The organism is Actinomadura litoris, assembly GCF_009733595.1.
Classification (GTDB): Bacteria; Actinomycetota; Actinomycetes; order Streptosporangiales; family Streptosporangiaceae; genus Spirillospora; species Spirillospora litoris.
Genome location: NZ_WOFH01000015.1, coordinates 100,089 through 121,765 on the forward strand (window position 1 = coordinate 100,089; position 21,677 = coordinate 121,765).

Sequence of the window (21,677 nt, forward strand, 5' to 3'; positions counted from 1 at the left end):
TCTAGAAGTGGTACTGGTCGATGTTCTTGGCGTCGAAGACGGTGGGCGGGCCGAGGATCACCTCACCGTTGCCGCCGATCGTGCGCTCGCCGAGCTTGCCCGCCTTGAACCTCTCGCCCTGCGCGCCGGTGATCTGCCCGGACGACAGCGCCGCCGCCGCGTACGAGGCGAGGTAGCCGAGGTTCTTCGGGTCCCACAGCTCGAACTGCTTGACGGTGCCGTCCTTGACGAACTTGCGCATCTGGTCCGGCGTGCCGAGGCCGGTCAGGGCGACCTTCCCCTTGTACTTGGAGGCGGAGATGTAGCGGGCCGCCGCCGCGATGCCGACCGTGGTCGGCGAGATGATGCCCTTGAGGTTCGGGTACGCCTGGAGCAGGCCCTGCGTCTGCTGGAACGACTTCTGGTCGTCGTCGTCCCCGTAGGCGACCTTGACGAGCTTCATCTTCGAGTACTCGGGCTTCGCCAGCTCGTCCTTCATGAACTTGATCCAGGTGTTCTGGTTCGTGGCGTTCGCCGTCGCCGACAGGATCGCGATCTCGCCCTCGTGCCCGAGCTGCTCGGCGAGGAGCTTGACCTCGCTGCGGCCGATCTCCTCCGAGCCGGCCTGGTTGATGAACAGGTCGCGGCACTGGGGGTTGGTGTCGGAGTCGTAGGCGACGATCTTGATCTTCTTGGACCGCGCCTGCTTCAGCGGCCCGCACACCGCGTTCTCGTCGTTCGCCGCGATGAGGATCGCGTCGTGCCGCTGCTGGATCAGCGTGTTGATGTAGGAGACCTGCGAGGACGCCGACGCGTCGGACGGCCCGACCTCCTTGGCCTCGCCGCCGAACTCCTTCGCCGCCGCGATGCCGGCGTCGTCGACGATCGTCTCGTAGGGGTTGTTGACCTGCTTCGGCAGGAACGCCAGCTTGAGGCCCTTCTTCAGCGGCGCGTTCGGGTCGGCCGACGCCGTCCCGCCGGAGGTGCCCGCGTCGGACGCCGACGAGGAGTCCTTCGTGGTCCCGCCGCAGGCGGCCAGGCTCAGGGCCAGGACGCCGGCCGTGGCGACCGCGGCCAGCCGCGGGGCGCGCAGACGAATGGTCATCAGGGTGCCTCTCAGGGTTCTTTCTTCCGGGGGGTGGGTCGCGGCGGGGGGCTCGGGCGCCGGGTCAGGGCAGGGCGGCGGCCGCGGTTCGCGCGCCCCGCCGTCTGCCCCGGGCCTCGCGCGCCACGGCGATCAGCCGCGGGGTGAGGACGCTGACGATGAGCAGGAGCCCGGTGACGATCGACTGGACCTCGGTGGAGACGTCGTTGAGCATCAGCAGGTTGCGGAGCAGGCCGATCAGCAGGACGGCGGCGATCACGCCGCCGAGCGTGCCCTTGCCGCCGTCGAAGTCGATGCCGCCAAGCAGCACCGCCGCGATGACGGTGAGTTCGAGTCCGAGGCCGTTGTCGGCGCGGGCGCTGCCGTAGCGGAGCGTGTAGACGACGCCCGCGAACCCCGCCACCAGCCCGGACACGACGAACAGGACCAGCTTGGCGCGCTTCACGCGGATGCCGGCGAAGTAGGCGGCGTCCTCCTGCGCGCCGATCGCGAACAGCGACCGTCCGGCGCCGGTGGCGTGCAGGACGGTCCCCGTCACGGCGGCGAGCACGGCGAACAGCGCGATCGGGTACGGGATCGGCGTGCCCGGGACGGACGACGTCGCGAGGTCGGTGTAGGCGGCCGGGAACTCGGAGATCGCGCCCGTCCCGAGCGTCACGTACGCGAGGCCCCGGTAGAGGGTCATCGTGCCGATCGTGACGGCGAGGGACGGCAGCCCGAGCCGCGTGACGAGCAGCCCGTTGACGAGGCCGCAGCCGACCCCGACGAGCAGCACCAGCGGGATGATCATCTCGATGGCGAGGCCCGCGTCCCACAGCTTGCCGGTGAGGGCGCTGCACAGGCCGAGGATCGAGGCGACCGACAGGTCCACCTGGCCGCAGACGACGAGCAGCGTCATCGGCAGCGCGATCAGCGCGATCTCGCTGAGGTCGTCCAGGGCGAACGACAGGTTGTCGCCGCCGGCGAAGTCGGGCGAGAACCCGGCGCCGCCCGCGAACACCACGACCAGCAGGGCGGTGACGGCCGTCTCCCAGCGCAGCATGCCTCCGATGCGGCTCATGGCCGTCCCTCCCTGTGCGCGGTGGATTCCAGGGAGCGCTGCTTGAGCGCCCGGGTGACGCGCAGCGCCAGCAGCCGGTCGACGCTGATGGCGAGCAGCAGCAGGACGCCGGTGATCGCGTCCTGCCAGAACGAGTCGACCTTGAGCACGACCAGCACGCTGCCGATGGTGGTGAGCAGCAGCGCGCCGAGCGCCGCGCCGTACACGGTGCCGACGCCGCCGGTGATGGCGATGCCGCCGACGACGACCGCGCTGACGACCTTGAGCTCCCAGCCGTGCGCGGCGTCGGCGACGACGGTGCCGAACCGGGCGAGCCACAGCACCCCGGCGAGGCCCGCGAGCGCGCCGCTGACCAGGTACGCGGTGAGGACGCGGCGGCGGATCGGGACGCCCGCGAGCAGCGCCGCCTCCGGGCTGGACCCGATCGCGTAGAACTCGCGTCCGGACGAGTAGGACCTCAGGTAGTACCCGACCGCCAGCATCACCACGACGGTGATGACCGGCAGGTACGGGACGCCGAGCACGCCGTCGCTGCCGAGCTCCAGCACCGAGGGCGGCAGCTCCGCCGCGCCGATCTGGTCGCCGTGCGCGATGCGGTAGTCGAGCCCCTGGATCACGTACAGGGTGCCGAGGGTGACGACGAGGGCGGGCACCCGGCAGAAGCTGACGAGCAGCCCGTTCACCAGCCCGCACACCAGTCCGATCGCGACGCCGACCAGCAGCACGAGCACGATGTTCCGGTCACCGCCGGAGGCGAACCTCCCGGCGCTGAACGCGACGAGCCCGACGACGGACCCGACCGACAGGTCGATGTTGCGGGTGACGACCACCATGCTCTGCCCGACGGCGAGCAGCACCAGGATCGAGGCGTTGAGGAAGATGTCCTTCACGCCCTGCCCGGACAGGAAGCGCGGGTTCGCGATCGTCGTCCCGACGACGAGGACGGCGAGCGCACCGAGGATGCTCAGCTCCCGGGCGCGCAGCACCATCTCGACCAGCCGCCGCCCGCCGCCCGGCGGCCCGCCCGCTCCCGGCCGCGCCGGGGACTCCGCCAGTACGGTCATCACGCCGCCTTTCCATTGCCGGGACGGCCCGTCGCGGCGGCCATCACGGTCTCCTCGGTCGCGTCCGCGCGCGGGATCTCGGCGGTGAGGCGGCCCTCGTGCATGACGAGGACGCGGTCGGCCATGCCCAGCACCTCCGGCAGGTCGGACGAGATCATCAGCACCGCCAGGTCGTGGGCGGCCAGTTCGGACAGCAGCCGGTGCACCTCGGCCTTGGTGCCGACGTCGATGCCGCGGGTCGGCTCGTCCACGATCAGGACGGCGGGCTCGGTCGCGAGCCACTTGGCGAGGACGACCTTCTGCTGGTTGCCGCCGGACAGGACGCCGACGGCGTCGGTGAGGCGGGAGTACTTGAGCTGGAGCCGCAGGCCCCAGTCGGCGGCGCGGTCCCGCTCGACCCGGCGGGAGATCAGGCCGCCGCGCCCGCTCTCGCGGCGCAGCGCCTTGAGCTGGGTGAGCCCCATGTTGCGCTCGATGGACATGCCCATGACGAGGCCCTGCTGGCGCCGGTCCTCGGGGACGAGCGCGAGCCCCGCCGACATCGCGGCCGTGGGGCTGCCGGGCGGGAGGGCGCGGCCGTCGACCTCGACGGTCCCGGCGTCCCACCGGTCGACGCCGAAGAGCGCGCGGGCGACCTCGCTGCGTCCGGCGCCGACCAGCCCGGCCAGCGCGACGATCTCGCCGCGCCGGACGTCGAACGACACGTCGGTGAACGCGCCCTCGCGGGTCAGCCTGCGGACCTTCAGCGCGGTCTCGCCGGGCGTCACGTCCTGCTTGGGGTAGAGGGCGTCGAGGTCGCGGCCGACCATCCGGCGGACGAGGTCGTCCGGGGTGAGGTCGGCGACGAGGTCGGTGCCGACGAAGCCGCCGTCGCGGAGCGTCGTGACCCGCTGGCACAGCTCGAAGATCTCCTCCAGCCGGTGCGAGATGAACAGCACCGCGCAGCCCTGCTCGCGCAGCGTGCGGGTCACCGCGAAAAGCCGGGCGACCTCCTGGCCGGTGAGCGCGGCGGTGGGCTCGTCCATGATCAGCACCCGCGCGTCCCGGGAGATGGCCTTGGCGATCTCGACGACCTGCTGGTCGGCGATCGACAGTCCCCGGGCGGGCTGCCGCGGGTCGAGCGGGACGCCGAGCCGCTCGAACAGCCGCGCCGTCTCCGCGTGCATGGCGCGGCGGTCGATCCGGCCGAGACCGGCGCGGGGCTGGCGGCCCATGAAGATGTTCTCGGCGACCGACAGGTCCGGGAACAGCGTGGGCTCCTGGTAGATGACCGCGACCCCGGCGGCCCGCGCGTCGGCGGGGCCGCCGAACGTCACGGCGGCGCCGTCCGCGCGGACCTCGCCCGCGTCCGGCCGGTGCACGCCTGCGAACGTTTTTACGACCGTTGACTTGCCCGCGCCGTTCTCCCCGGCCAGGGCGTGCACCTCACCCGCGTGGAGCTCCAGCGTCACGTCCTGGAGGGCGCGCACGGCGCCGAACGATTTACTCACGTTGACCAGCGCCAATGTCGGCGGCGCCGATCGCGCGGGTGCTGTCATCAGGGCCCTCCTCGGGAGGCAGCTCCAGGACGCTGGGATGAAAAACGTTTTAACAAGATGTTGCGGAGGACGCTAGATGTGAGCCAGAGCACCCGTCAAGAGCCGATCTTCCGCCGGGGTCGCCCAAGATCGCCGGAAACCCCGGCGCAGTAAGGGCCTGTGAGCACTTCGAAATCGTTCGCGACCGGCACCGGCCACCCGCCTATCGGCCTCCAGCGCACGGTCGGCGGGGTTGACACGTTTTAATGCGATGACCCAAAGTGAGCCGATATCAGCGATCGGACCGGGGGCACACAGATTGAGCACAGACGGCACCGACCGTCCCGGCGCGGCGCGCGGGACGGTCGGGATCAAGCAGGTCGCGGCGCACGCCGGCGTCTCGCCCGGCACCGTGTCCAACGTGCTCAACCGGCCGGAGCGGGTCGCCGAGGCGACCCGGATCCGGGTCGAGGGCGCGATCCGGGAGCTCGGGTTCGTCCGCAACGGGTCGGCGTCCACGCTGCGCGCCGGCCACAGCAGCACGATCGGGCTGATGGTCCTCGACCTCGCCAACCCGTTCTTCACCGACGTGGCCCGCGGCGTCGAGGACACCGCGAGCGAGCGCGGCTACGCGGTGATCCTGTCCTCGTCCGGCGAGTCGGACGAGCGGGAGCTGCGCAACCTGCGGGTGTTCGCCGAGCAGCGGGTCCGCGGCGTGCTGCTGACCCCGGTCGGCGACGACGGCGCGGCGGCCGGGCGGCTGCGCGAGCGGAACGTCCCGGTGGTGCTGCTCGACCATCCGACGCCGCGCGCGAACCAGTGCTCGGTCGCCGTCGACGACGTCGCGGGCGGCGAGCTCGCCACCGCGGAGCTGCTGGCCGCGGGCGCCCGCACGATCGCTTTCGTCACCGGGCCGACGGTGCTGCGGCAGTGCGCGGACCGGCGCAAGGGCGCGCTGCGGGCGCTGCGCGCCGCCGGGCTCGGCCGCGACGCGCTGCGCGAGATCCCGGTCGGGGCGATGAACGCGCGGGCCGGGCAGGAGGCGGCGCGGCGGATGCTGGAGGCCGGGGCGCCGCTGCCGGACGCGATCTTCTGCGCGAACGACCTGCTCGCGCTCGGCGTCCTGCGGGTGCTGCTCCAGACGGGGATCCGGGTCCCGGCTGACATCGCGCTGATCGGGTACGACGACATCGAGTTCTCCGCGGCGGCCGCCGTCCCGCTGAGCTCGGTGCGGCAGCCCACCTACCAGCTCGGCCGGATCGCGACCGAACTCCTGCTGGAGGAGTGCGACGACCCGGTGGGGCATGCCCACCAGCAGGTGATGTTCCAGCCGGAGCTGGTCGTCCGCGAGTCGAGCCGGTCCGAGGGGGGAGGCGGCATCGTGAGGTTGGCGCTGTGAGAGTCGCGTTGTTCCTGACCTGCGTGAACGACACCCTCTACCCGGGGACGGGGAGGGCGGTCGTGCGGCTGCTGCGGCGGCTCGGCCACGACGTGGAGTTCCCGTCCGGGCAGACGTGCTGCGGGCAGATGCACCTGAACACCGGCTACCGGCGGCAGGCCCTGCCCCTGGTGAAGGGGTTCGCGGAGACGTTCGGGCCCTACGACGCGATCGTGACGCCGTCCGCGTCGTGCGGGGCGATGGTCCGCGACTGGCATCCGCGGCTCGCGCCGCGCGCCGCCGGGGTCGCCTCCCGCGTGTACGAGCTGACGGAGTTCCTGGTGGACGTGCTGGGCGTCACCGACGTCGGCGCGTCGTTCCCGCACCGCGTCACCTACCACCCCACCTGCCACTCGCTGCGGATGCTGCGGGTCGGCGACCGTCCGCTGCGGCTGCTGCGCGAGGTGCGCGGCATCGACCTGGTCGAGCTGCCGGACGCGGCGGAGTGCTGCGGGTTCGGCGGGACGTTCGCGCTGAAGAACCCCGAGGTGTCGGCGGCGATGTGCGCGGACAAGGTCACCGCCGTCCGGGAGACGCGGGCCGGGGCGCTGTGCGCGGCCGACAACTCGTGCCTGATGCACATCGGCGGAGCGCTCACCCGCACACGCGCCGGGGTCCGGACGGTGCACCTGGCCGAGATCCTCGCGTCCACTGAGGAGGACCCGCTATGACGATGCCGACCTACGTCGGGATGCCGTCGTTTCCGGACGCGGCGCGGCGCGCGGTGGCCGACCCCCGGCTGCGCGCCAACCTGGCGCGCGCGACCACGACGATCCGGGGGCGGCGCGCGGACGCGGTCGCCGAGCTGGAGGACTGGCCCGCGCTCCGCGAGGCGGGCCGCCAGATCAAGGACCACGTGCTGGAGAACCTCGGCCACTACCTGCGGCTGCTGGAGGAGAAGGTCGCGGGCGCCGGTGGAACGGTGCACTGGGCGCGCGACGCCGCCGAGGCCAACAGGATCGTCGCGGACCTGGTGAAGGCGACCGGCGAGAGCGAGGTCGTCAAGGTCAAGTCGATGGCGACGCAGGAGATCGGGCTGAACGAGTTCCTCGCCGGGGAGGGGATCACCGCGCACGAGACCGACCTGGCGGAGCTGATCGTCCAGCTCGGGGACGACCGCCCCTCGCACATCCTCGTCCCGGCGATCCACCGGAACAGGTCCGACATCCGCGACATCTTCCTGCGCGCGATGGACGACGCGCCCGAAGGGCTGACCGACTCCCCCGCCGCGCTCGCCGAGGCCGCGCGGCGGCACCTGCGGGCCAAGTTCCTGTCGGCGAAGGTCGCGGTGTCGGGGGTGAACTTCGCGGTCGCCGACACCGGGACGCTGGTCGTGCTGGAGTCGGAGGGCAACGGCCGGATGTGCCTCACGCTCCCCGAGACGCTGATCTCGGTGATGGGCGTGGAGAAGATCGTCCCGACCTGGCGCGACCTTGAGGTGTTCCTCCAACTGCTGCCGCGCTCGTCCACGGCCGAGCGGATGAACCCCTATACCTCGGCGTGGACGGGCGTCCACCCGGGCGACGGGCCCCGCGACTTCCATCTCGTGCTGCTGGACAACGGCAGGACCGCGACCCTGGCCGACGAGGTGGGCAGGCAGGCGCTGCGCTGTATCCGCTGCTCCGCGTGCCTGAACGTGTGCCCGGTCTACCAGCGCGCGGGCGGCCACGCCTACGGCTCGCCGTATCCGGGGCCGATCGGCGCGATCCTGTCCCCGCAGATCAGGGGCATCGGGTCGGACGTCGACGCCTCCCTCCCCTACGCCTCGTCGCTGTGCGGGGCGTGCTTCGACGCGTGCCCGGTCGCGATCGACATCCCCGAGGTGCTCGTCCACCTGCGGGCGCGGGCGGTGGAGAAGGGGCCGCGCCATCCCCTCGAAAGGGTCGCGATGGCGGCGGCCGGGTGGACGCTGCGCTCCCCCACCCGGCTCGCGCTCGCCCAGCGCGGGGCGTCGGCGTCCCGCAGGCTGGTCGGGCGCGGCGGCCGGATCCGGCGGCTGCCCGGCCCGCTGTCGGCGTGGACCGAGACGCGGGACGCGCCCGTGCCGCCGCCCGAGTCGTTCCGCGCCTGGTGGGCCCGGACCAACGGGGGCGAGGGAGAGTGAGCGCACGCGAGGAGATCCTCCGCCGGATCGAGCGGGTGACGCCGACGCGTCCGGCCGCCGAGGTCGCCGCGTCCTACGGCCGGATCGACCGCGCGTACCGGCGGCGGCACCACGACGGCGACGTCCTCGACCTGTTCGCGGAGCGGGTCGCCGACTACCGCGCGACCGTGCGGCGCGTCGCGCCGTCCGGCGTGGCGGGGGCGGTCGCGGAGTGCCTCGCCGCCCGGCCCGGATCGTACGGGGTGCCCTCCGACCTGCCGCCGGAGTGGGTCGCCGGGGCGGGCGCCCCGCTCGTCCGCGACCCCTCGGTCGCCGCGCTGGACGGCCTCGCGGGCGCGGTCACCGGCTGCGCGGCCGCGATCGCCGAGACGGGCACGATCATCCTGGACCACGGCCCCGCGCAGGGGCCGCGCGCCCTGTCGCTCGTGCCCGACCACCACCTGATCATCGTGCGGGCGGAGCAGGTCGCCCCCGACGTGCCGGACGCCCTGGAGCGGCTCGACCCGCTCCGGCCGCTGACGTTCGTGTCCGGGCCGTCCGCGACCAGCGACATCGAACTGTCCCGGGTGGAGGGCGTGCACGGCCCGCGCACGCTCGACGTGCTGGTCGTCGCGTGAGCGAGGCGACCTTCGCGGCCGTGGACCTCGGCGCGTCCAGCGGGCGGGTGATGGCGGCGCGCGTCGGGCCCCGCACCCTGGAGCTGGACGAGCTCCGCCGCTTCCCCAACCGTCCTGTGCGGGTGAACGGCACCCTGCACTGGGACGTCCTCGGCCTGTACGGGAACGTCCTGGACGGCCTGCGCTCCGCCCCCTCCGGCCTGGCCTCGGTCGGCGTCGACTCGTGGGCCGTCGACTACGGGCTGCTGGACGGGAGCGGCGCGCTGCTCGGCAACCCCGTCCACTACCGCGACCCGCGCACCGACGGCGTGATGGAGCGGATCCGCGCCGAGGTGGGCGACGACCTCCTCTACCAGGCGTCGGGCCTCCAGTTCCTCCCGTTCAACACGATCTACCAGCTCGCGGCGGACGACCTGTCGCGGGCGCGCACCCTGCTCCTCATCCCCGACCTGCTCGCGTACTGGCTCACCGGGGAGACCGGCGCCGAGCGGACGAACGCGTCCACGACGGGGCTCCTCGACGTCCGCACCGGCGCCTGGTCGAACGACCTGCTCTCCCGCCTCGGCCTCCCCGCCGGGATCCTGCCGCCGCTGCGCGACCCGGGCTCGCCGATCGGCGTCCTCCGCCCGGACGCCGCCGCCGAGACCGGGCACCCCGGCCTCCCGGTCGTCGCCGTCGGGTCGCACGACACGGCGTCCGCGGTCGCCGCCGTCCCCGCCACGACCGACCGGTTCGCCTACATCTCCTGCGGCACGTGGTCCCTGGTCGGCGTCGAACTGGACGCGCCCGTCCTCACCGAGGAGAGCCGCAAGGCCAACTTCACCAACGAGGGCGGCGTCGACGGGACGGTCCGCTACCTGCGCAACGTGATGGGCCTGTGGCTCCTCCAGGAATGCCTGCGCACGTGGGGCGACCCCGACCTCCCCGCGCTGCTCGCCGAGGCCGCGCACGTCCCCGGCCTGCGCTCGCTGATCGACGCGGGCGACCCCGAGTTCCTGCCGCCGGGCGGGATGCCCGCCCGCATCGCCGCGCACTGCCGCCGCCGCGGCCTCCCCGTCCCGGAGGGCCGCGCGGCGACCGTCCGATGCGTCCTGGACAGCCTCGCCCTCGCGCACCGCGCCGCCATCCGGCAGGCGGCGGCGCTGTCCGGACGGGACGTCGAGGTCGTCCACCTGGTGGGCGGCGGCAGCCGCAACGACCTGCTCTGCCGGCTCACCGCCGACGCGAGCGGCCTCCCCGTCGTGGCCGGGCCGGTCGAGGCGACCGCGCTCGGCAACGTGCTGGCCCAGGCCCGCGCGCTGGGCGCAGCGGGCGGGCTCGCGGAGTCACGAGCGCTGGTCGCCGGGACGCAGCCGCTGCGCCGCTTCGCCCCGTCCGGCGACACGGACCGCTGGGACGAGGCCGCCGCCCTCCTCGCCTCCCCGGCACGGTGAAATGACCTTTTGGTCAGCTGACGGAAGGGACCGGCGGCAAAGGCGAATGCCCCGCAGGTCAATGGGTTGGGACAAAGGGGTCGTGCGACCCGCGACGCAGGGACGCGTCCCGGCAACACTCCGCTCGTCGGACGACGAGGCGCACCGGAGGAGATCGGGCGCGTCCTAAGACGCCGCCGAGGACGGCCATGGCTTCCTCGCCTCGGTCGGTGAGCCGGGCGCGGCCAGGACCCGGCCGACTCGTGTCGCGGACCGCGCTGCCGTTCGCGCCGTGGTCGACGCGCACACCCCCCGGCGGGGTGCGTCGTGCTGGATTACCCGCCGGGTAATGGATCTTCAACTGACCGTTCGGCAGGCTGACGAGCGTCTTCCCCATACCCGTTCTCATCCGCGAGGAGTGTCAGTGACCAGGCGTTCAGTAGAGGCCCTTGTGGCCGCGGCCGTGGCCGCCGTCCCGGTGGTGCTCGCCGTTCCGGCTCAGGCGGATGCCCCGCCCGTGACCGAGGGCAGGGTCACGCCCGCCGCCCAGAAGTTCATCGACCGGCAGACACGGTTCGGGGCGATGCCGACCTACACCACCCCGGACTCGCCAGATGAGAGGGACCTGGACAAGCGGGTCGCCGCCTACGGGGAGATGTGGGACCAGAACGCGACCCTGTGGGAGGCCGCCGCCGTTCCCGTCCAGGGGCGCGCGAACATCGAGAAGTCGATCCGCACATCGCTGGGGCTCGTCCCCTCGCTCAACTTCCGGCCCACCCGCATCGCCGCCGACCGGAACGTCGTCATGTACGGCGCGGACAACCGGGCCGTTCTCAACAAGAACAAGGTCGAGTACCCGGCGATCTACCGGGTCGTCCTGAACAAGAGGGGCGACGTCGTCCAGGGGCGGCGCTACTACGACCGGTTCCGCTGGTTCAAACCGCTCGACGGCACCCTGAGGGACCTGTTCGCCGACGTGACCGACCAGCGCCGCGGCACGGCCGCACTCGCCAAGGGTTCCGCGCGCCCCGACGACATCCCCGGCCGGGCCGCGGCCTGGAACCGGCGGGACGCAGCCGCCCTGGCGGACTCCACGGGCGATGCCGCGCTGTCGGGCACCGGACTCGACGGCCGCCGGTTGCGCACCCGCGCCGCCAAGCTCGCCTACCTGCAACGACTGTTCGGCACCTTCGGCAACGACCCCGGCGCCAGGCTCGACCCCGGCCAGAGGGTGCGCACCCCCGCCGCCACCTACCAGGAGTGGTTCGGGACGGTGAACAGCCAGAACCGCACCACCTCCTTCGGCGTCATCGAGCGGTTCGGATACCGCGACGGCCGGCTGACCGACTGGACACTGACCTTCGACACGCTCCCCCTGATCGCCGACGACCAGGAGATCCGCAGGCTCTATGGCCTGCTCCAGCCCCAACGATGAGCCGAAGCCGCAGTACACGCCTGACACCGAGCAGCCCGACGTCCAACACGGCGACATCGGCACCACCTGGATGCTCCAGCCGGGTGGGAGGCCCGTTGAACGAGCACGTGGTGCCCGCCCGCGCCACCTAACCCTGTAGGAGCGTCGCTGCCCCCTGGCCAGGGCCCACCGCTTTCCCCGGGTCGATGTGGCGAGGCGCCCTCCCCATCGGGTTCCTCCTTGGAGGTCCGCTGAGGTGGGAGCAGCGAACTCAGAAGGAGACCCGGTATCGGCTGGCCCTGGTCATCGCCGGGGGGCGGGCGCAGGCAGCCGCGCCTCGTCCTCCCACTGCTCGGCCACCGCGCTGCTCCGGCTGGTCAGCGAACAGGGCCGCCACGCCAGGAAGGAAGGGCGATGCGGCCGATGGCGGCGTCGAACGCGGCGCCTGCCAGCAGGCGGGTGGAATCGAGGGTCGGCAGCGGGGAGACGTCCGGCGTCACCAGGAGCGGAATCTCCGTGCAGACCAGGGCCACGGCGTCGCAGCCTCTGCTTGCCAGATCCGCGATGACGCGCACGTACTCCTGGCGCGAGCTCTCGGTGAACACGCCGTTGACGAGCTCGTCGAAGATGATCGTGTTGATCCTCTCCCGGTCCTCGGCCCGGGGGACCTCCGAGGCGATCCCCCGATCCGCGAGCGCCCTGTCGTAGACAGGCCCCTCCATGAGATACCTGGTACCGAGGACGCCGACGCGCTCGCGTCCGTCGCGCGCCGCGCGGTCGGCGACGACGTCGGCGATGTGCAGGCCGGGAAGCGCGAGGGCATCTCCCGGCAGTTCGAGGGCCATGTGAGCAGTGTTGTCGGGACAGACGAAGAAGTCCGCGCCCGCGTGGGCGAGCCGCTGTGCGCTTTCGGCGAGTATCGAGCGGATGGGGCCGTATTCGCCCTGGTCCCAGTGGGACATGCTGCGTCCCATGGCGATGCAGTCGAGGCTGACATCGGGGTGCTGGTGGGGGCCGAGCTCCCGGAAGCCCTCCCGGCAGAACGCCTGAAAACAGAGCGCCGCGCCTTCGACGCTGTGCGCGATGATGCCGAGATGCTTCATGGCTCTCCCCACGATCCGTGCGTAATGCTCGCAAAGCACAACACGAAGCGCTTTAGTGCACAAGATATGCTCTTCAGATTGAGCATTATGCGTAGAACCAGACACCGCAGCGTGAGGGGACGAGCAGAATGCCAAACGGTGACCGGATCGATGTGATGGATGCCCGCCTGCTTCTGGCGCTGATCGAACGCCCGCGTTCCACCACCGTCGCGCTGGCGGACCAGACCGGCCTCTCACGCAACACCGTGCAGGCCAGACTGGCGAAGCTGGAGGAGGGCGGCGGTCTGGAGTCCTTCGAACGCCGGATCAGCCCCCGGCGGCTCGGCCACCCGCTGACGGTCTTCGCCGCCGTACAGGTGGTGCAACGCATGCTCGACGAGGTCGCGGAGGCCCTGGCCGACATCCCGGAAGTGCTCCAGGTCTACAGCGTGAGCGGCCCGACCGACCTGATGGTGCAGGCCGTCGCGGCCGACGCCGATGACCTGTACCGGATCGCCGGGATGATGCTCGCCATCCCTGGCGTCGAACGCACCACAACGTCACTGGTCACCCGCGAGATCGTCGCCTACCGGACCACTCCTCTGCTCCGACGGCTGCTACAGACGCCCACGTCCTAGACCACTCCACGAAGCCTTCGCCTATCGTGCAAGCGCCCCGCGACGCCGACCGCCACGCCCGGCACCTGCCTCACCGGGCCGGGCCACAGGCACTCCAGGACGCCGCCGAACCCTCCGGGGACCGCCAGCCGCTGAGCCGTGACCGGTGGCGACCCGAACGTCCAGGTACGAGCGGGGGCACGGCCGGGCTCAGCATCGGCCTGTGAGCACCGACCCTCCGACCGCGGCCGGCGCGGCTGACCGGGTCGCCGCGGCGTTGTCCGGCCGCAATCCGGTCCTCGATGAGCGGCGGCGGACGCTGCTGCCCGGTCTGCCAATTCCCGTGGTCGCGCTCACGGTGACCCGGCGTTATGGGGTTGCTTGCAGTGAGATTTGGATATTCCTGGTTCCGTACTTGTGCGCCCTACCGCCGGCCCTCGTCCGTACTCGTGTGCAAATCGTGAAGGTCGTGGATTTGCCGAGAGTGCGGAGGTTGTTGAGCGGGGTGTGCTGACGGCTTCGGAGGGGGTGTGGTTGTCCCCGTGCGCTCTCCGAGAGGGACGAGTCCGACTGCTCACCCCCTCGGGGATGACCCGTGCGATGGCGCCTTCCATCCCAGACCTCCAGACCGACGTGGGCCGCGAATTCGGTGACCACCGATAATGCAAATATGACTCAAAAGAGAAAGGACCGTTCCCGGCGGACCGCATTCGGTCATGGGAATGACGGCGCCATCCCGCCGGACTGGGTGGATACAAGCCGCACGGGTCCACAAGTGGACACCATGGATGCTCATCAATGAAACCGTCTATTGCGCATCCTCCTTTGATCGTTGAGCATTCGGTGCGGTGCCGCCCCCGGAGACGCCGGGGGCCACCCGGACGAGGAGGATCTTCATGCGTCGCCTGATGATCAGGGCCACGATCATGGTGGCCGCCCTTGGACTGCTGGGCTCCGTCACGACCACCGGTGCGTCCGCCGCCACCAAGGACCGCCTCGTGCTGGTGACCGCGGCGAATTCGCCTTTCGGCAAGAGACTCGCCGGCTCCACCATCACGTCCAACGCCAATGGCAGGCTCGTGTCGGCCGAGCTCAACTATGGTCGCGGCGACTACGGCATGCTCCGCGCGCGGGCGGACGTCGCCGCCGAGTGGGAGCGGTTCGATCTGTCCGCGTCCGGCGCGGTCTGGATGATCAAGTCGGATGCCAACCAGAAATTTGTCTCGGCCGAGCTCAACTATGATTGGAAAAACTACGCGATGCTCCGCGCGCGGGCGGACGTGGTCGCCGAATGGGAGAAGTTCAACCTGTACTACAGCCCGTCCCGGGACCTCTACGCGTTCAAGTCGCAGGCCAACGGCAAGTTCGTGTCGGCCGAGCTGAACTACGATGGCGACCGCAACGGGATGCTCCGCGCACGCGCGACCGAGATCGGGCCGTGGGAGTGGTTCCGACTGAACCACCTGTAGCCCTTCGTGTGATGTAATGCGACCAAGCCGAGGAATTCCGTCACCAAATCCGACCAACATCAAATGACCCGAGCAACCCACGGCCCCGGCTCACCTACTCGGTCTGGTGCCCTGCCGAGGGCGACAGCGGGCGTGATTCGGGGGTGGGGTTCGGCCCGAGACCAGCAGTGCCCTCACGAGTCTCCGGACGGCTGGCCGGGCCCGGGTCCCCTGCGGCGCGGCGCGTTCGGCGCCCCACATCCCATGTGCCCGCGCCGAATCAGTGAAGTAGCGGGCCTGGAGTTCGGGAGTCGGCAGCGCCTGGGGTCGCACCGTGCCGACCGCCCGACGGTGATCCCGCCCCCGCCGAGCGCCATATCTGACCGGTCCACCAAGCCGAGGCCCGGAAGCAGCGTCGACGGCCCCCGGCCGCAGTCATGGCTGGCCAGCGAACCCGGCGTAGGCAGAAAGACGGGCTGAGGCGATGGGCTGTGCCGTCGAATCCTGCGCATCGCCAAACCAGCCGAGCAGGGCCTGACCAGCGTGGTCGGCCGCTCCGGGCCCGCCGGTGGCAGTTCTTCCCGCTGTTCGACGTCGTTGCGCTCGACGCCGTCACGGCGGAATGTCCAAGCTCGACGGCCTCCGAGTTCGATCCGGTGCCTGAGGCCCTGGACCCAGGCGGAATCAGATCAATCGGCGGCCAGCACTGCCGCGAGGCCTTCTTGCAGATCCTTGACCCAGTACTCGGGAACCTCCAGCGATGGGAAATGTCCCCCGGTTTCGGGCGACCTCCATCGGATGATATTTCGGTACCGCTCCTGCGCCCAGGCGCGCGGAGACTTCTCGATGTCGTGGAGGTAGACGCTGATTGCCGACGGGACGTCGACCCGAAGCTCGGGGTCGAGCGAAAGGTGGCTTTCATAATAAATGCGAGCCGCCGACGCGCCGGTCCGCGTCAGCCAGTACAGCGTGACGTCGTCGAGGATTCGGTCCCTGGAAATTCTCTCGAACGGGCTATCTTCGGTATCCGTCCAGTCGGCGAACTTGTCAAGGATCCAGGCGAGCAGCCCGACCGGTGAGTCGACGAGCGAGTAGCCGATGGTCTGCGGTCGAGACGCCTGCTGCTTCGCGTACGCCGCGCTGGGCCCGGCCCAGAAATCGCGGGTTTCCTCAGCCCATTTGCGCTCGACCGCCGTCAGCCCGCCCGTCGCCAACCCGGGCGGTGCCTGCGCGGTCGTTGTGTGAATGCCGAGAACGTGCGCCGGGAACCTGCCGCCGAGGACCGTAGTGATCACACCTCCCCAGTCGCCGCCGTGGGCTACGAACTTGCCGTAGCCGAGCCTTCCCATCAGTTCCACCCAAGCGGCCGCGATCTTTTCGATCCCCCACCCGGTGGTTGCCGGTTTGTCGCTGTACCCGAAGCCTGGCAGCGACGGGACCACGACGTGGAACGCCGGCGTGTCGACATCCTTCGGATCCGCCAACTCGTCCACCACATCGACGAACTCAGCAACGCTGCCCGGCCAACCGTGCGTCAAGATCAGAGGAGTGGCCTCCGCGCGCGCGGATCGGCGGTGCAGGAAATGGATTCCCAAACCGTCAATGGTCGTACGGAACTGGCCGATCCGGTTAAGGCGCGTTTCGAACGCCCGCCAATTGTAGCCGGTGCGCCAGTAGTTCACGACATCGACGAGGTCGGCGAGAGGGACGCCCTGGTCCCATCGGCGAGGGCCGGACGCGGCGTGATGGACCGTCTCGGCTTCCGGCAGTCGCGCCGCGGCCAGTCGCGCACGCAGATCCTCAAGTTCGGCTTCAGGCGCATGGGCTTCAAATGCGTGCACGTCGCTGGTTGGACGGTTCATGGACATGAGACCTCCTGATCATCGGAGAACCGGCTTGGACTCGCGAGCCGACCAGGCCCGCTAGGCGGCCATCGCCGAGGATGGCCGTCCAGGCGACGCACCTGGCCGCAGCTACGACCAGTCGGCCCGCGGGATCTAGGTACAGGAGGGCCTTATCTCGGTCACTGCGCTGTCCTTAACTCGGCGGCAGAACAGCGTAACCCGGACACACCCCCCGCTACTTCCCAGGCCAGGCGCCTCCTACCTGGCGACTGAGTCCCTAAGCCCGCTGCCGCGGGTCTGCGCCGGTACCTGCGGACGCGATGCATTGCCGCGCCCAGCACTCGGCCCACCGGACTCGAACGACTCACCCGCGCCCCATCGCCGCCGCCCGCGAACACGGCGTCGCCGTCCGCGCGGCCATCATGCCCAGCCGCACCGGTGGCCGGCCACCAGGACACCCGGGCCTTGGAACTGCCCGTCGCCCTCCACATGCCGGGCAGGGTGACTTCCTGCGCCCCGCCGAAGTGAACAGCGCCGAACCGACCACGCGTGGCCGTAGAGCGCGGCCAGGAGGGCCGGAATCCGCTATGGCCTGGGGCAGTGGAAACGGCGTCGCCCTGCCCCTCGTCGCAGTGAACGGCCTCCGACCTGGTGTCCGAGCGTGGAAGGCGCGGTGGACGGGGCGACGGCGCTGTCGGCCTGGTCCTCCTCGTGACCGCGTCAGCGGCACGACGGCGTCACGACACAACGGCGCGGTACGGTCCCGGAAAGGGTGCTCGCCCAGAAGGGTGGGGTCGGGAAGACGACCAAAACCCTGGAGTCGGCCGCCAAGGCGCCCGAGCCGTGCATGCGGCCTGAGGAGCCGCCCGGGACGGTCGCCGCACGCCGCTAGAGAGTCGATCCTTCTAGCGCGTCAAGCGGCGACAGGGAGCCGGGGTCCGAAGGGGCGGTGAGGGGAGCCAGGAGGGGGAGGTCCTCGCGGCGCTGGACGACGCAGTGCAGCAGATACCGGCTCAGCGCGTCGCGGGCGGGGGCGTTAGCGGGTGCGATCAGGTGCAGGGTGCCGCGGGCGGCGCGGACGGCGAACTGGGTCTTGGTCAGCAGATGCGCGCCGTGCAGGTCGACCACGTCGAGCTCGGACAGGTCCAGCGCCAGGTGCGGTGAGGGGTCGAGGACGATCGTGGTGAGGATCTGGGCCTCGGCGGTCACGGCGGTGTCGGCGGTCAGGCGGCCCGACATCTGCAGCAGCGTGTAGCGGCCGTGGCGACCGGCCTGCACCCTCAGCGCCCTGGCCCCGGAAGGCGCCGTAGGGGCACCCGCGGGAGGGGTGGGGCTGGAGGTCGCCTCCAGCGGCGGTTCGGTCGGTCGCACCAGCATGGAACACCCTCCCAGCGGTGATGAGGCAGCGGACGAGTCGGACACCCCAAGAGTGTTACATGAAATACTATTCGTCAAATTTTTCTCATAGAATCTTGGGTGAACAAGCTCCGCACCTGCCGGGAAGCACACTCTGTCGCCTCCCGGCGGGCAGAGGGGGCCGGGTGCGTACAGGAGGAGTGAGCGGATGGACAGGACGCCGACCCGGCCGGACGCCAAGCCCTGGACGTTCCTGACCAACCACGCGCGAGTACTGATCCAGATCGCCCGCGACCCCGACCTGCGGGTCCGGGAGGTGGCCCAAGAGATCGGGATCACCGAACGCGCGGCGCAGCTCATCATCAACGACCTGGAAGAGGCGGACTACCTCACCCGCACCCGCGTCGGACGCCGCAACACCTACACCATCAACGCCCACCGCCCCTTCCGCTACCCGACCGAGGCCAACCACGACGTCGAAGACCTCATCGACCTGTTCGCCGACCGCGGCACCCCCTGACCACACCCACGCGTGCGGCGGTTCCGGGAGGAGCGCCACCACCTGTGTCGCCAACCCCCGTCGCCGAGCCGCCAGAGCAGGCACGTGACGCGCAGGTCGTCCCCGACGGCAGTCCCCGGCTTCGGGGTCGTCTGGACAGGCGCCAACGACGCGCTCCGAGGGGCCCGACCGGTCTCCCGGAGCGTCCGCGTCCAGGCGAGACCGGACGGCACGCGCCGGTCAGTCGAGGAGGGCGGTCGCCTCGACCTCGACGAGTACATCCGGTTCGAAGAGGTACTCGACGCCGATCAGGGAGGCCGGTGGCGTGGGAAACCGGAGTCCGATCTCCTCGGCGACGCTCTCCACCCCGGCCATGAAGTCGTCGATCTTCTCCGGACTCCACCGGGTCACGTAGAACGTCAGGCGCAGCACGTCCGCGAACGACGCGCCCGCGCCCGCCAGTCCGACGGAGGTGTTGCGCAGCGCCTGGGCGACCTGCCCTGCCAGATCGCCGGGCGCGACCGGTGTCCCGTCGGCCTTGCGTGCGACCTGACCGCTGATGTGGACGTGCTTCGTCCCGGTGCCCACGGCGACGTGGTGGTACGGGACGGGCTGCAGCATGCCTTCCGGCGTGAAGTGCTGAACGGTCATGGCCTTCTCCCTCTCAGAGTAAGTATCTGTAAGCTACCTAGTAGAAGAAAGACACTTCAACGAGACCAGGTTTCGCCATGGATACCGCCGACGAACTCCGCATCGACGCCCCGCACCGCGAGCTGCTCGACCAGGTCCTCGACAAGTGGTCGCTCAGCGTCCTCAACGAGCTCTGTGAACGCCCGTGCCGCTTCAACGAACTGCGCCGAGCGATCCCCCAGGTCACGCAGAAGTCGCTGACCGCGACGCTTCGGCGGCTCGAACGGAACGGCGTGGTCGAGCGCGAGGTCGTCTCCACCCGCCCCGTGGCGATCAGGTATCAGATCACGCCTCTCGGCAAGACCTTCCGGCAGCCCATCGATGTGCTGCTGGCATGGGCCTCGCAGCACATGCCCGCGGTCGAACGCGCACGCGAAGGCTTCGACAAGCGGGAGGAGGCGGGCCTATGACCCGGGGCGACCACCGAGCGCCCACCCGATCCCTCCGCTGGGGCGACACATGCCGCCACGCACCGTCGGACGGCGCAGGTCGGTGTGCTGCGTGGTAAGGGTCGTCCTCAGGATGCCCGGGGATCCGTGGCGGCGTGGGCCTGGCCGCCGCGCGACGCCGGTTCACCTGCCGCGACTGGGTGAACCGCAGGATGTTGCCGGACGGATCGAGGAACGCGCAGTCGCGGACGTCGTCGGGCCGGTCGATCGGTTCCTGGACCACCTCGGCGCCCGCGGCCTCGATGTGCTCGAAGGTGGCGTCGCAGTCGTCGGTCACGAAGACGAGGCATCCCAGCAGGCTCCTGGGGCCGCCAGATCGACGATCGCCCGCCGATCGGCCGGTGAGATCACCGGGTCCGCGCCGGGAAACTGGAGGAGGATCCGCACCTCAGGCTGCGAAGGCGGGCCCACGCTCACCCGCCGCCGCCCTTGGAGATCCGCGTCGGCGCGCACCTCGAAGCCGAGCACGTCACGGTAGAAGCCGAGTGCCTCGTCCAGGTCGCGGACGGCCAAGGCGCACGACGAGAACGTTAACTCCGCGCGGGTCAACGCCGGTCCTGGCCGTCGGCGGGCAGGACCACGATGTCGAGGTCCCGGATCCGATCCGGATCGGTGTCGACGTCGATGCGGGTGATCTTGCCGCCGCCGACGGTGAAGGTGATGACCGCCTTGGGGCGGCCCAGATGTGACCAGACGGCCGCCGGAACACCGTCCACCAGCGCGAGGCGGGCGCCCTGAGCCCGTCCGGCGAAGAAGTCCGCCACCTCCCGGCCACCGCGCAGCTCCCCGACGACGGCGTCCGGATCGAGCAGCTCCAGCAGGGCGGTGAAGTCCCCGCCCCGGGAGGCGGCCAGGAAGGCTTCGACGATCTCCCGCTTCGCGGACCGCGCGGCGCCGGTCGCGCCCGCCGCTCCCTGCACCCGCCGCCGTGCCCGGCTGGCGAGCTGCCGGGCCGCCGCCGGGGAACGGTCGAGGATGGTGCCGATCTCCGCGAACGACAGGGCGAACACATCGTGCAGGACGAACGCCAGCCGCTCGGCCGGAGCCAGCGCGTCCAGCACCACCATCAGCGCGACGCCGACCGAATCGGCCAGTAGCGCCTCATCCTCCGGGTCGTCCTGTCCGGTCGGGCGGATGCTCACGTGCCGCTCCTGGGGCTCGGCCGGTAGCGCTCCGGCCGCGTCCTCACGCCGGTTCCGGCGTGCTTCGAGCATGTTCAGGCAGACCCGGGCGACGATCGTGGTCAGCCACCCTCCCGGGTTCTCCACCTGGCCGGTGTCGGCACGGCTGACCCGCAGCCACGCCTCCTGCACCGCGTCCTCGGCCTCGCCGGACGAGCCGAGCATCCGGTAGGCCATCGCACGCAGGCGGTCCTGATGCTCGGCGAACCGCTCGCCCACCCAATCCCGCTCGACCATCTGTCACATTCCTCCGTCCGGCCGGTCATTACTGATTGACCGGCGAACCCACGCCGATGTGACGACCGGGCCCAGCCCTGGCCGTCCGGCCCGCCGGTCCAGACGACACGAACACCTCAAGTATCAAGGAGACAGACATGAAAGCGCACGTCAGCTCGATCCTCCTCGGCGTCCGGGACATGGAGGCGGCCAAGCGCTTCTACACCGAAGGGCTCGGCTGGACGATCAAGGACGACTACGGCATCTCGGTGTTCTTCGAGTCGGACGGCGCCTCCCCCGTCGGCTTCTACGGCCGTGACGGCCTGGCCGACCAGGTGGGCGTGAGCCCGGAAGGCAGTGGCTTCAGCGGACTCGTCCTCACCTACGTCGTCCGCAGCGAGGCGCGGGTGGACGAGATCATCGCCGAGGCGGAGAAGGCCGGCGCCACGATCCTCAAGCCCGCCGCCGCCCTGCCGTGGGGCGGGTACGGGGGCACCTTCGCGGACCCGGACGGCTACATCTGGAGCCTCGCCTACAGCGCCCAGGGAACCGACCAGCCATACGCGGAATAGCCGTCCAGGAAAG

General features: G+C 70.9%; 21 protein-coding genes and 1 pseudogene. 11 read left to right on the plus strand and 11 right to left on the minus strand.

From position 1 onward, the window contains the following. Position 1: 1 nt before the first annotated feature. The 4 genes from rhaS to GNZ18_RS34125 all read right to left on the minus strand — a co-directional run bounded on the left by rhaS (position 2) and on the right by GNZ18_RS34125 (position 4,746). A complete protein-coding gene (rhaS, locus tag GNZ18_RS34110) occupies positions 2-1,084 on the minus strand; it encodes a rhamnose ABC transporter substrate-binding protein (RefSeq protein WP_156220771.1) in 1,083 nt (360 codons plus the stop codon). 64 nt (positions 1,085-1,148) lie between these two features. Further along, positions 1,149-2,144, minus strand: coding sequence for an ABC transporter permease (locus GNZ18_RS34115; protein WP_156220772.1), 996 nt, complete (start codon positions 2,142-2,144; stop codon positions 1,149-1,151). After that, a complete protein-coding gene (locus tag GNZ18_RS34120; protein ID WP_156220773.1) occupies positions 2,141-3,208 on the minus strand; it encodes an ABC transporter permease in 1,068 nt (355 codons plus the stop codon). The genes GNZ18_RS34115 and GNZ18_RS34120 overlap by 4 nt, the downstream gene beginning before the upstream one ends. Further along, positions 3,208-4,746 carry a sugar ABC transporter ATP-binding protein gene (locus GNZ18_RS34125; protein ID WP_156220774.1) on the minus strand — a complete coding sequence of 513 codons (1,539 nt, stop codon included), beginning with the start codon at positions 4,744-4,746 and terminating at the stop codon, positions 3,208-3,210. Before GNZ18_RS34125 ends, GNZ18_RS34120 begins: the two co-directional genes overlap by 1 nt. A 298-nt stretch (positions 4,747-5,044) precedes the next feature. Here GNZ18_RS34125 and GNZ18_RS34130 point away from each other — a divergent pair, with 298 nt between their 5' ends. The 6 genes from GNZ18_RS34130 (at position 5,045) to GNZ18_RS34155 (ending at position 11,731) form a co-directional block, all read left to right on the plus strand. Continuing rightward, on the plus strand, positions 5,045-6,124 hold the full coding sequence (locus tag GNZ18_RS34130) for a LacI family DNA-binding transcriptional regulator (RefSeq protein WP_246250949.1): 1,080 nt from the start codon (positions 5,045-5,047) through the stop codon (positions 6,122-6,124). Further along, complete coding sequence (locus tag GNZ18_RS34135; protein ID WP_214620353.1) at positions 6,121-6,834, plus strand: (Fe-S)-binding protein; 714 nt, start codon at positions 6,121-6,123, stop codon at positions 6,832-6,834. Before GNZ18_RS34130 ends, GNZ18_RS34135 begins: the two co-directional genes overlap by 4 nt. After that, the gene (locus GNZ18_RS34140; RefSeq protein WP_156220776.1) at positions 6,831-8,267 is read left to right on the plus strand and encodes a LutB/LldF family L-lactate oxidation iron-sulfur protein; all 1,437 of its coding nucleotides are present in this window, start codon (positions 6,831-6,833) and stop codon (positions 8,265-8,267) included. The genes GNZ18_RS34135 and GNZ18_RS34140 overlap by 4 nt, the downstream gene beginning before the upstream one ends. Beyond that, complete coding sequence (locus GNZ18_RS34145; protein ID WP_312874898.1) at positions 8,264-8,884, plus strand: LutC/YkgG family protein; 621 nt, start codon at positions 8,264-8,266, stop codon at positions 8,882-8,884. The genes GNZ18_RS34140 and GNZ18_RS34145 overlap by 4 nt, the downstream gene beginning before the upstream one ends. Before the next feature lie 50 nt (positions 8,885-8,934). Continuing rightward, the gene (locus tag GNZ18_RS34150) at positions 8,935-10,317 is read left to right on the plus strand and encodes a rhamnulokinase (protein WP_156220914.1); all 1,383 of its coding nucleotides are present in this window, start codon (positions 8,935-8,937) and stop codon (positions 10,315-10,317) included. Between the two features lie 403 nt (positions 10,318-10,720). Further along, positions 10,721-11,731 carry a nuclear transport factor 2-like protein gene (locus tag GNZ18_RS34155; RefSeq protein ID WP_156220777.1) on the plus strand — a complete coding sequence of 337 codons (1,011 nt, stop codon included), beginning with the start codon at positions 10,721-10,723 and terminating at the stop codon, positions 11,729-11,731. A gap of 356 nt (positions 11,732-12,087) precedes the next feature. Here GNZ18_RS34155 and GNZ18_RS34160 read toward each other — a convergent pair whose 3' ends face one another. Beyond that, complete coding sequence (locus tag GNZ18_RS34160) at positions 12,088-12,813, minus strand: aspartate/glutamate racemase family protein (protein WP_156220778.1); 726 nt, start codon at positions 12,811-12,813, stop codon at positions 12,088-12,090. A 128-nt stretch (positions 12,814-12,941) separates the two neighbouring features. On the opposite strand from GNZ18_RS34160, the gene GNZ18_RS34165 reads away from it, so the two are divergent. Continuing rightward, a complete protein-coding gene (locus tag GNZ18_RS34165; RefSeq protein WP_156220779.1) occupies positions 12,942-13,430 on the plus strand; it encodes an Lrp/AsnC family transcriptional regulator in 489 nt (162 codons plus the stop codon). 875 nt (positions 13,431-14,305) lie between these two features. Beyond that, entirely contained in the window at positions 14,306-14,878 is a 573-nt protein-coding gene (locus tag GNZ18_RS34170) for a fascin domain-containing protein (RefSeq protein ID WP_156220780.1), read from the plus strand. A 668-nt stretch (positions 14,879-15,546) separates the two neighbouring features. Here the strand turns inward: GNZ18_RS34170 and GNZ18_RS34175 are convergent. Both GNZ18_RS34175 and GNZ18_RS34180 read right to left on the minus strand, forming a co-directional pair. After that, positions 15,547-16,725 (minus strand): epoxide hydrolase family protein, encoded by a 1,179-nt coding sequence (locus GNZ18_RS34175; RefSeq protein ID WP_246250951.1) that lies wholly within the window; start codon positions 16,723-16,725, stop codon positions 15,547-15,549. 864 nt (positions 16,726-17,589) lie between these two features. Further along, positions 17,590-18,078 carry an STAS domain-containing protein gene (locus GNZ18_RS34180; RefSeq protein ID WP_156220781.1) on the minus strand — a complete coding sequence of 163 codons (489 nt, stop codon included), beginning with the start codon at positions 18,076-18,078 and terminating at the stop codon, positions 17,590-17,592. A gap of 187 nt (positions 18,079-18,265) precedes the next feature. Between GNZ18_RS34180 and GNZ18_RS34185 the strand changes: the two genes are divergently transcribed. Then, positions 18,266-18,577, plus strand: coding sequence for a helix-turn-helix transcriptional regulator (locus tag GNZ18_RS34185; protein WP_156220782.1), 312 nt, complete (start codon positions 18,266-18,268; stop codon positions 18,575-18,577). Positions 18,578-18,796: 219 nt separating this feature from the next. Here the strand turns inward: GNZ18_RS34185 and GNZ18_RS34190 are convergent, their stop codons facing one another. After that, positions 18,797-19,207 carry a RidA family protein gene (locus GNZ18_RS34190; protein ID WP_156220783.1) on the minus strand — a complete coding sequence of 137 codons (411 nt, stop codon included), beginning with the start codon at positions 19,205-19,207 and terminating at the stop codon, positions 18,797-18,799. 77 nt (positions 19,208-19,284) lie between these two features. Here GNZ18_RS34190 and GNZ18_RS34195 point away from each other — a divergent pair, with 77 nt between their 5' ends. Beyond that, positions 19,285-19,656 (plus strand): winged helix-turn-helix transcriptional regulator, encoded by a 372-nt coding sequence (locus tag GNZ18_RS34195; RefSeq protein WP_156220784.1) that lies wholly within the window; start codon positions 19,285-19,287, stop codon positions 19,654-19,656. A 244-nt stretch (positions 19,657-19,900) separates the two neighbouring features. Here GNZ18_RS34195 and GNZ18_RS43405 read toward each other — a convergent pair. The 3 genes and pseudogenes from GNZ18_RS43405 to GNZ18_RS34205 all read right to left on the minus strand — a co-directional run. Next, positions 19,901-19,972 (minus strand): annotated as a pseudogene (locus tag GNZ18_RS43405) (VOC family protein); the annotation flags it as partial. Next, entirely contained in the window at positions 19,969-20,244 is a 276-nt protein-coding gene (locus GNZ18_RS34200; RefSeq protein ID WP_281378211.1) for a VOC family protein, read from the minus strand. The gene GNZ18_RS34200 and the pseudogene GNZ18_RS43405, both read right to left, overlap by 4 nt. Next, the gene (locus GNZ18_RS34205) at positions 20,241-21,113 is read right to left on the minus strand and encodes a sigma-70 family RNA polymerase sigma factor (protein ID WP_156220785.1); all 873 of its coding nucleotides are present in this window, start codon (positions 21,111-21,113) and stop codon (positions 20,241-20,243) included. Before GNZ18_RS34205 ends, GNZ18_RS34200 begins: the two co-directional genes overlap by 4 nt. 137 nt (positions 21,114-21,250) lie before the next feature. Here GNZ18_RS34205 and GNZ18_RS34210 point away from each other — a divergent pair, with 137 nt between their 5' ends. Beyond that, positions 21,251-21,664, plus strand: coding sequence for a VOC family protein (locus tag GNZ18_RS34210; protein WP_156220786.1), 414 nt, complete (start codon positions 21,251-21,253; stop codon positions 21,662-21,664). Positions 21,665-21,677 lie beyond the last annotated feature (13 nt).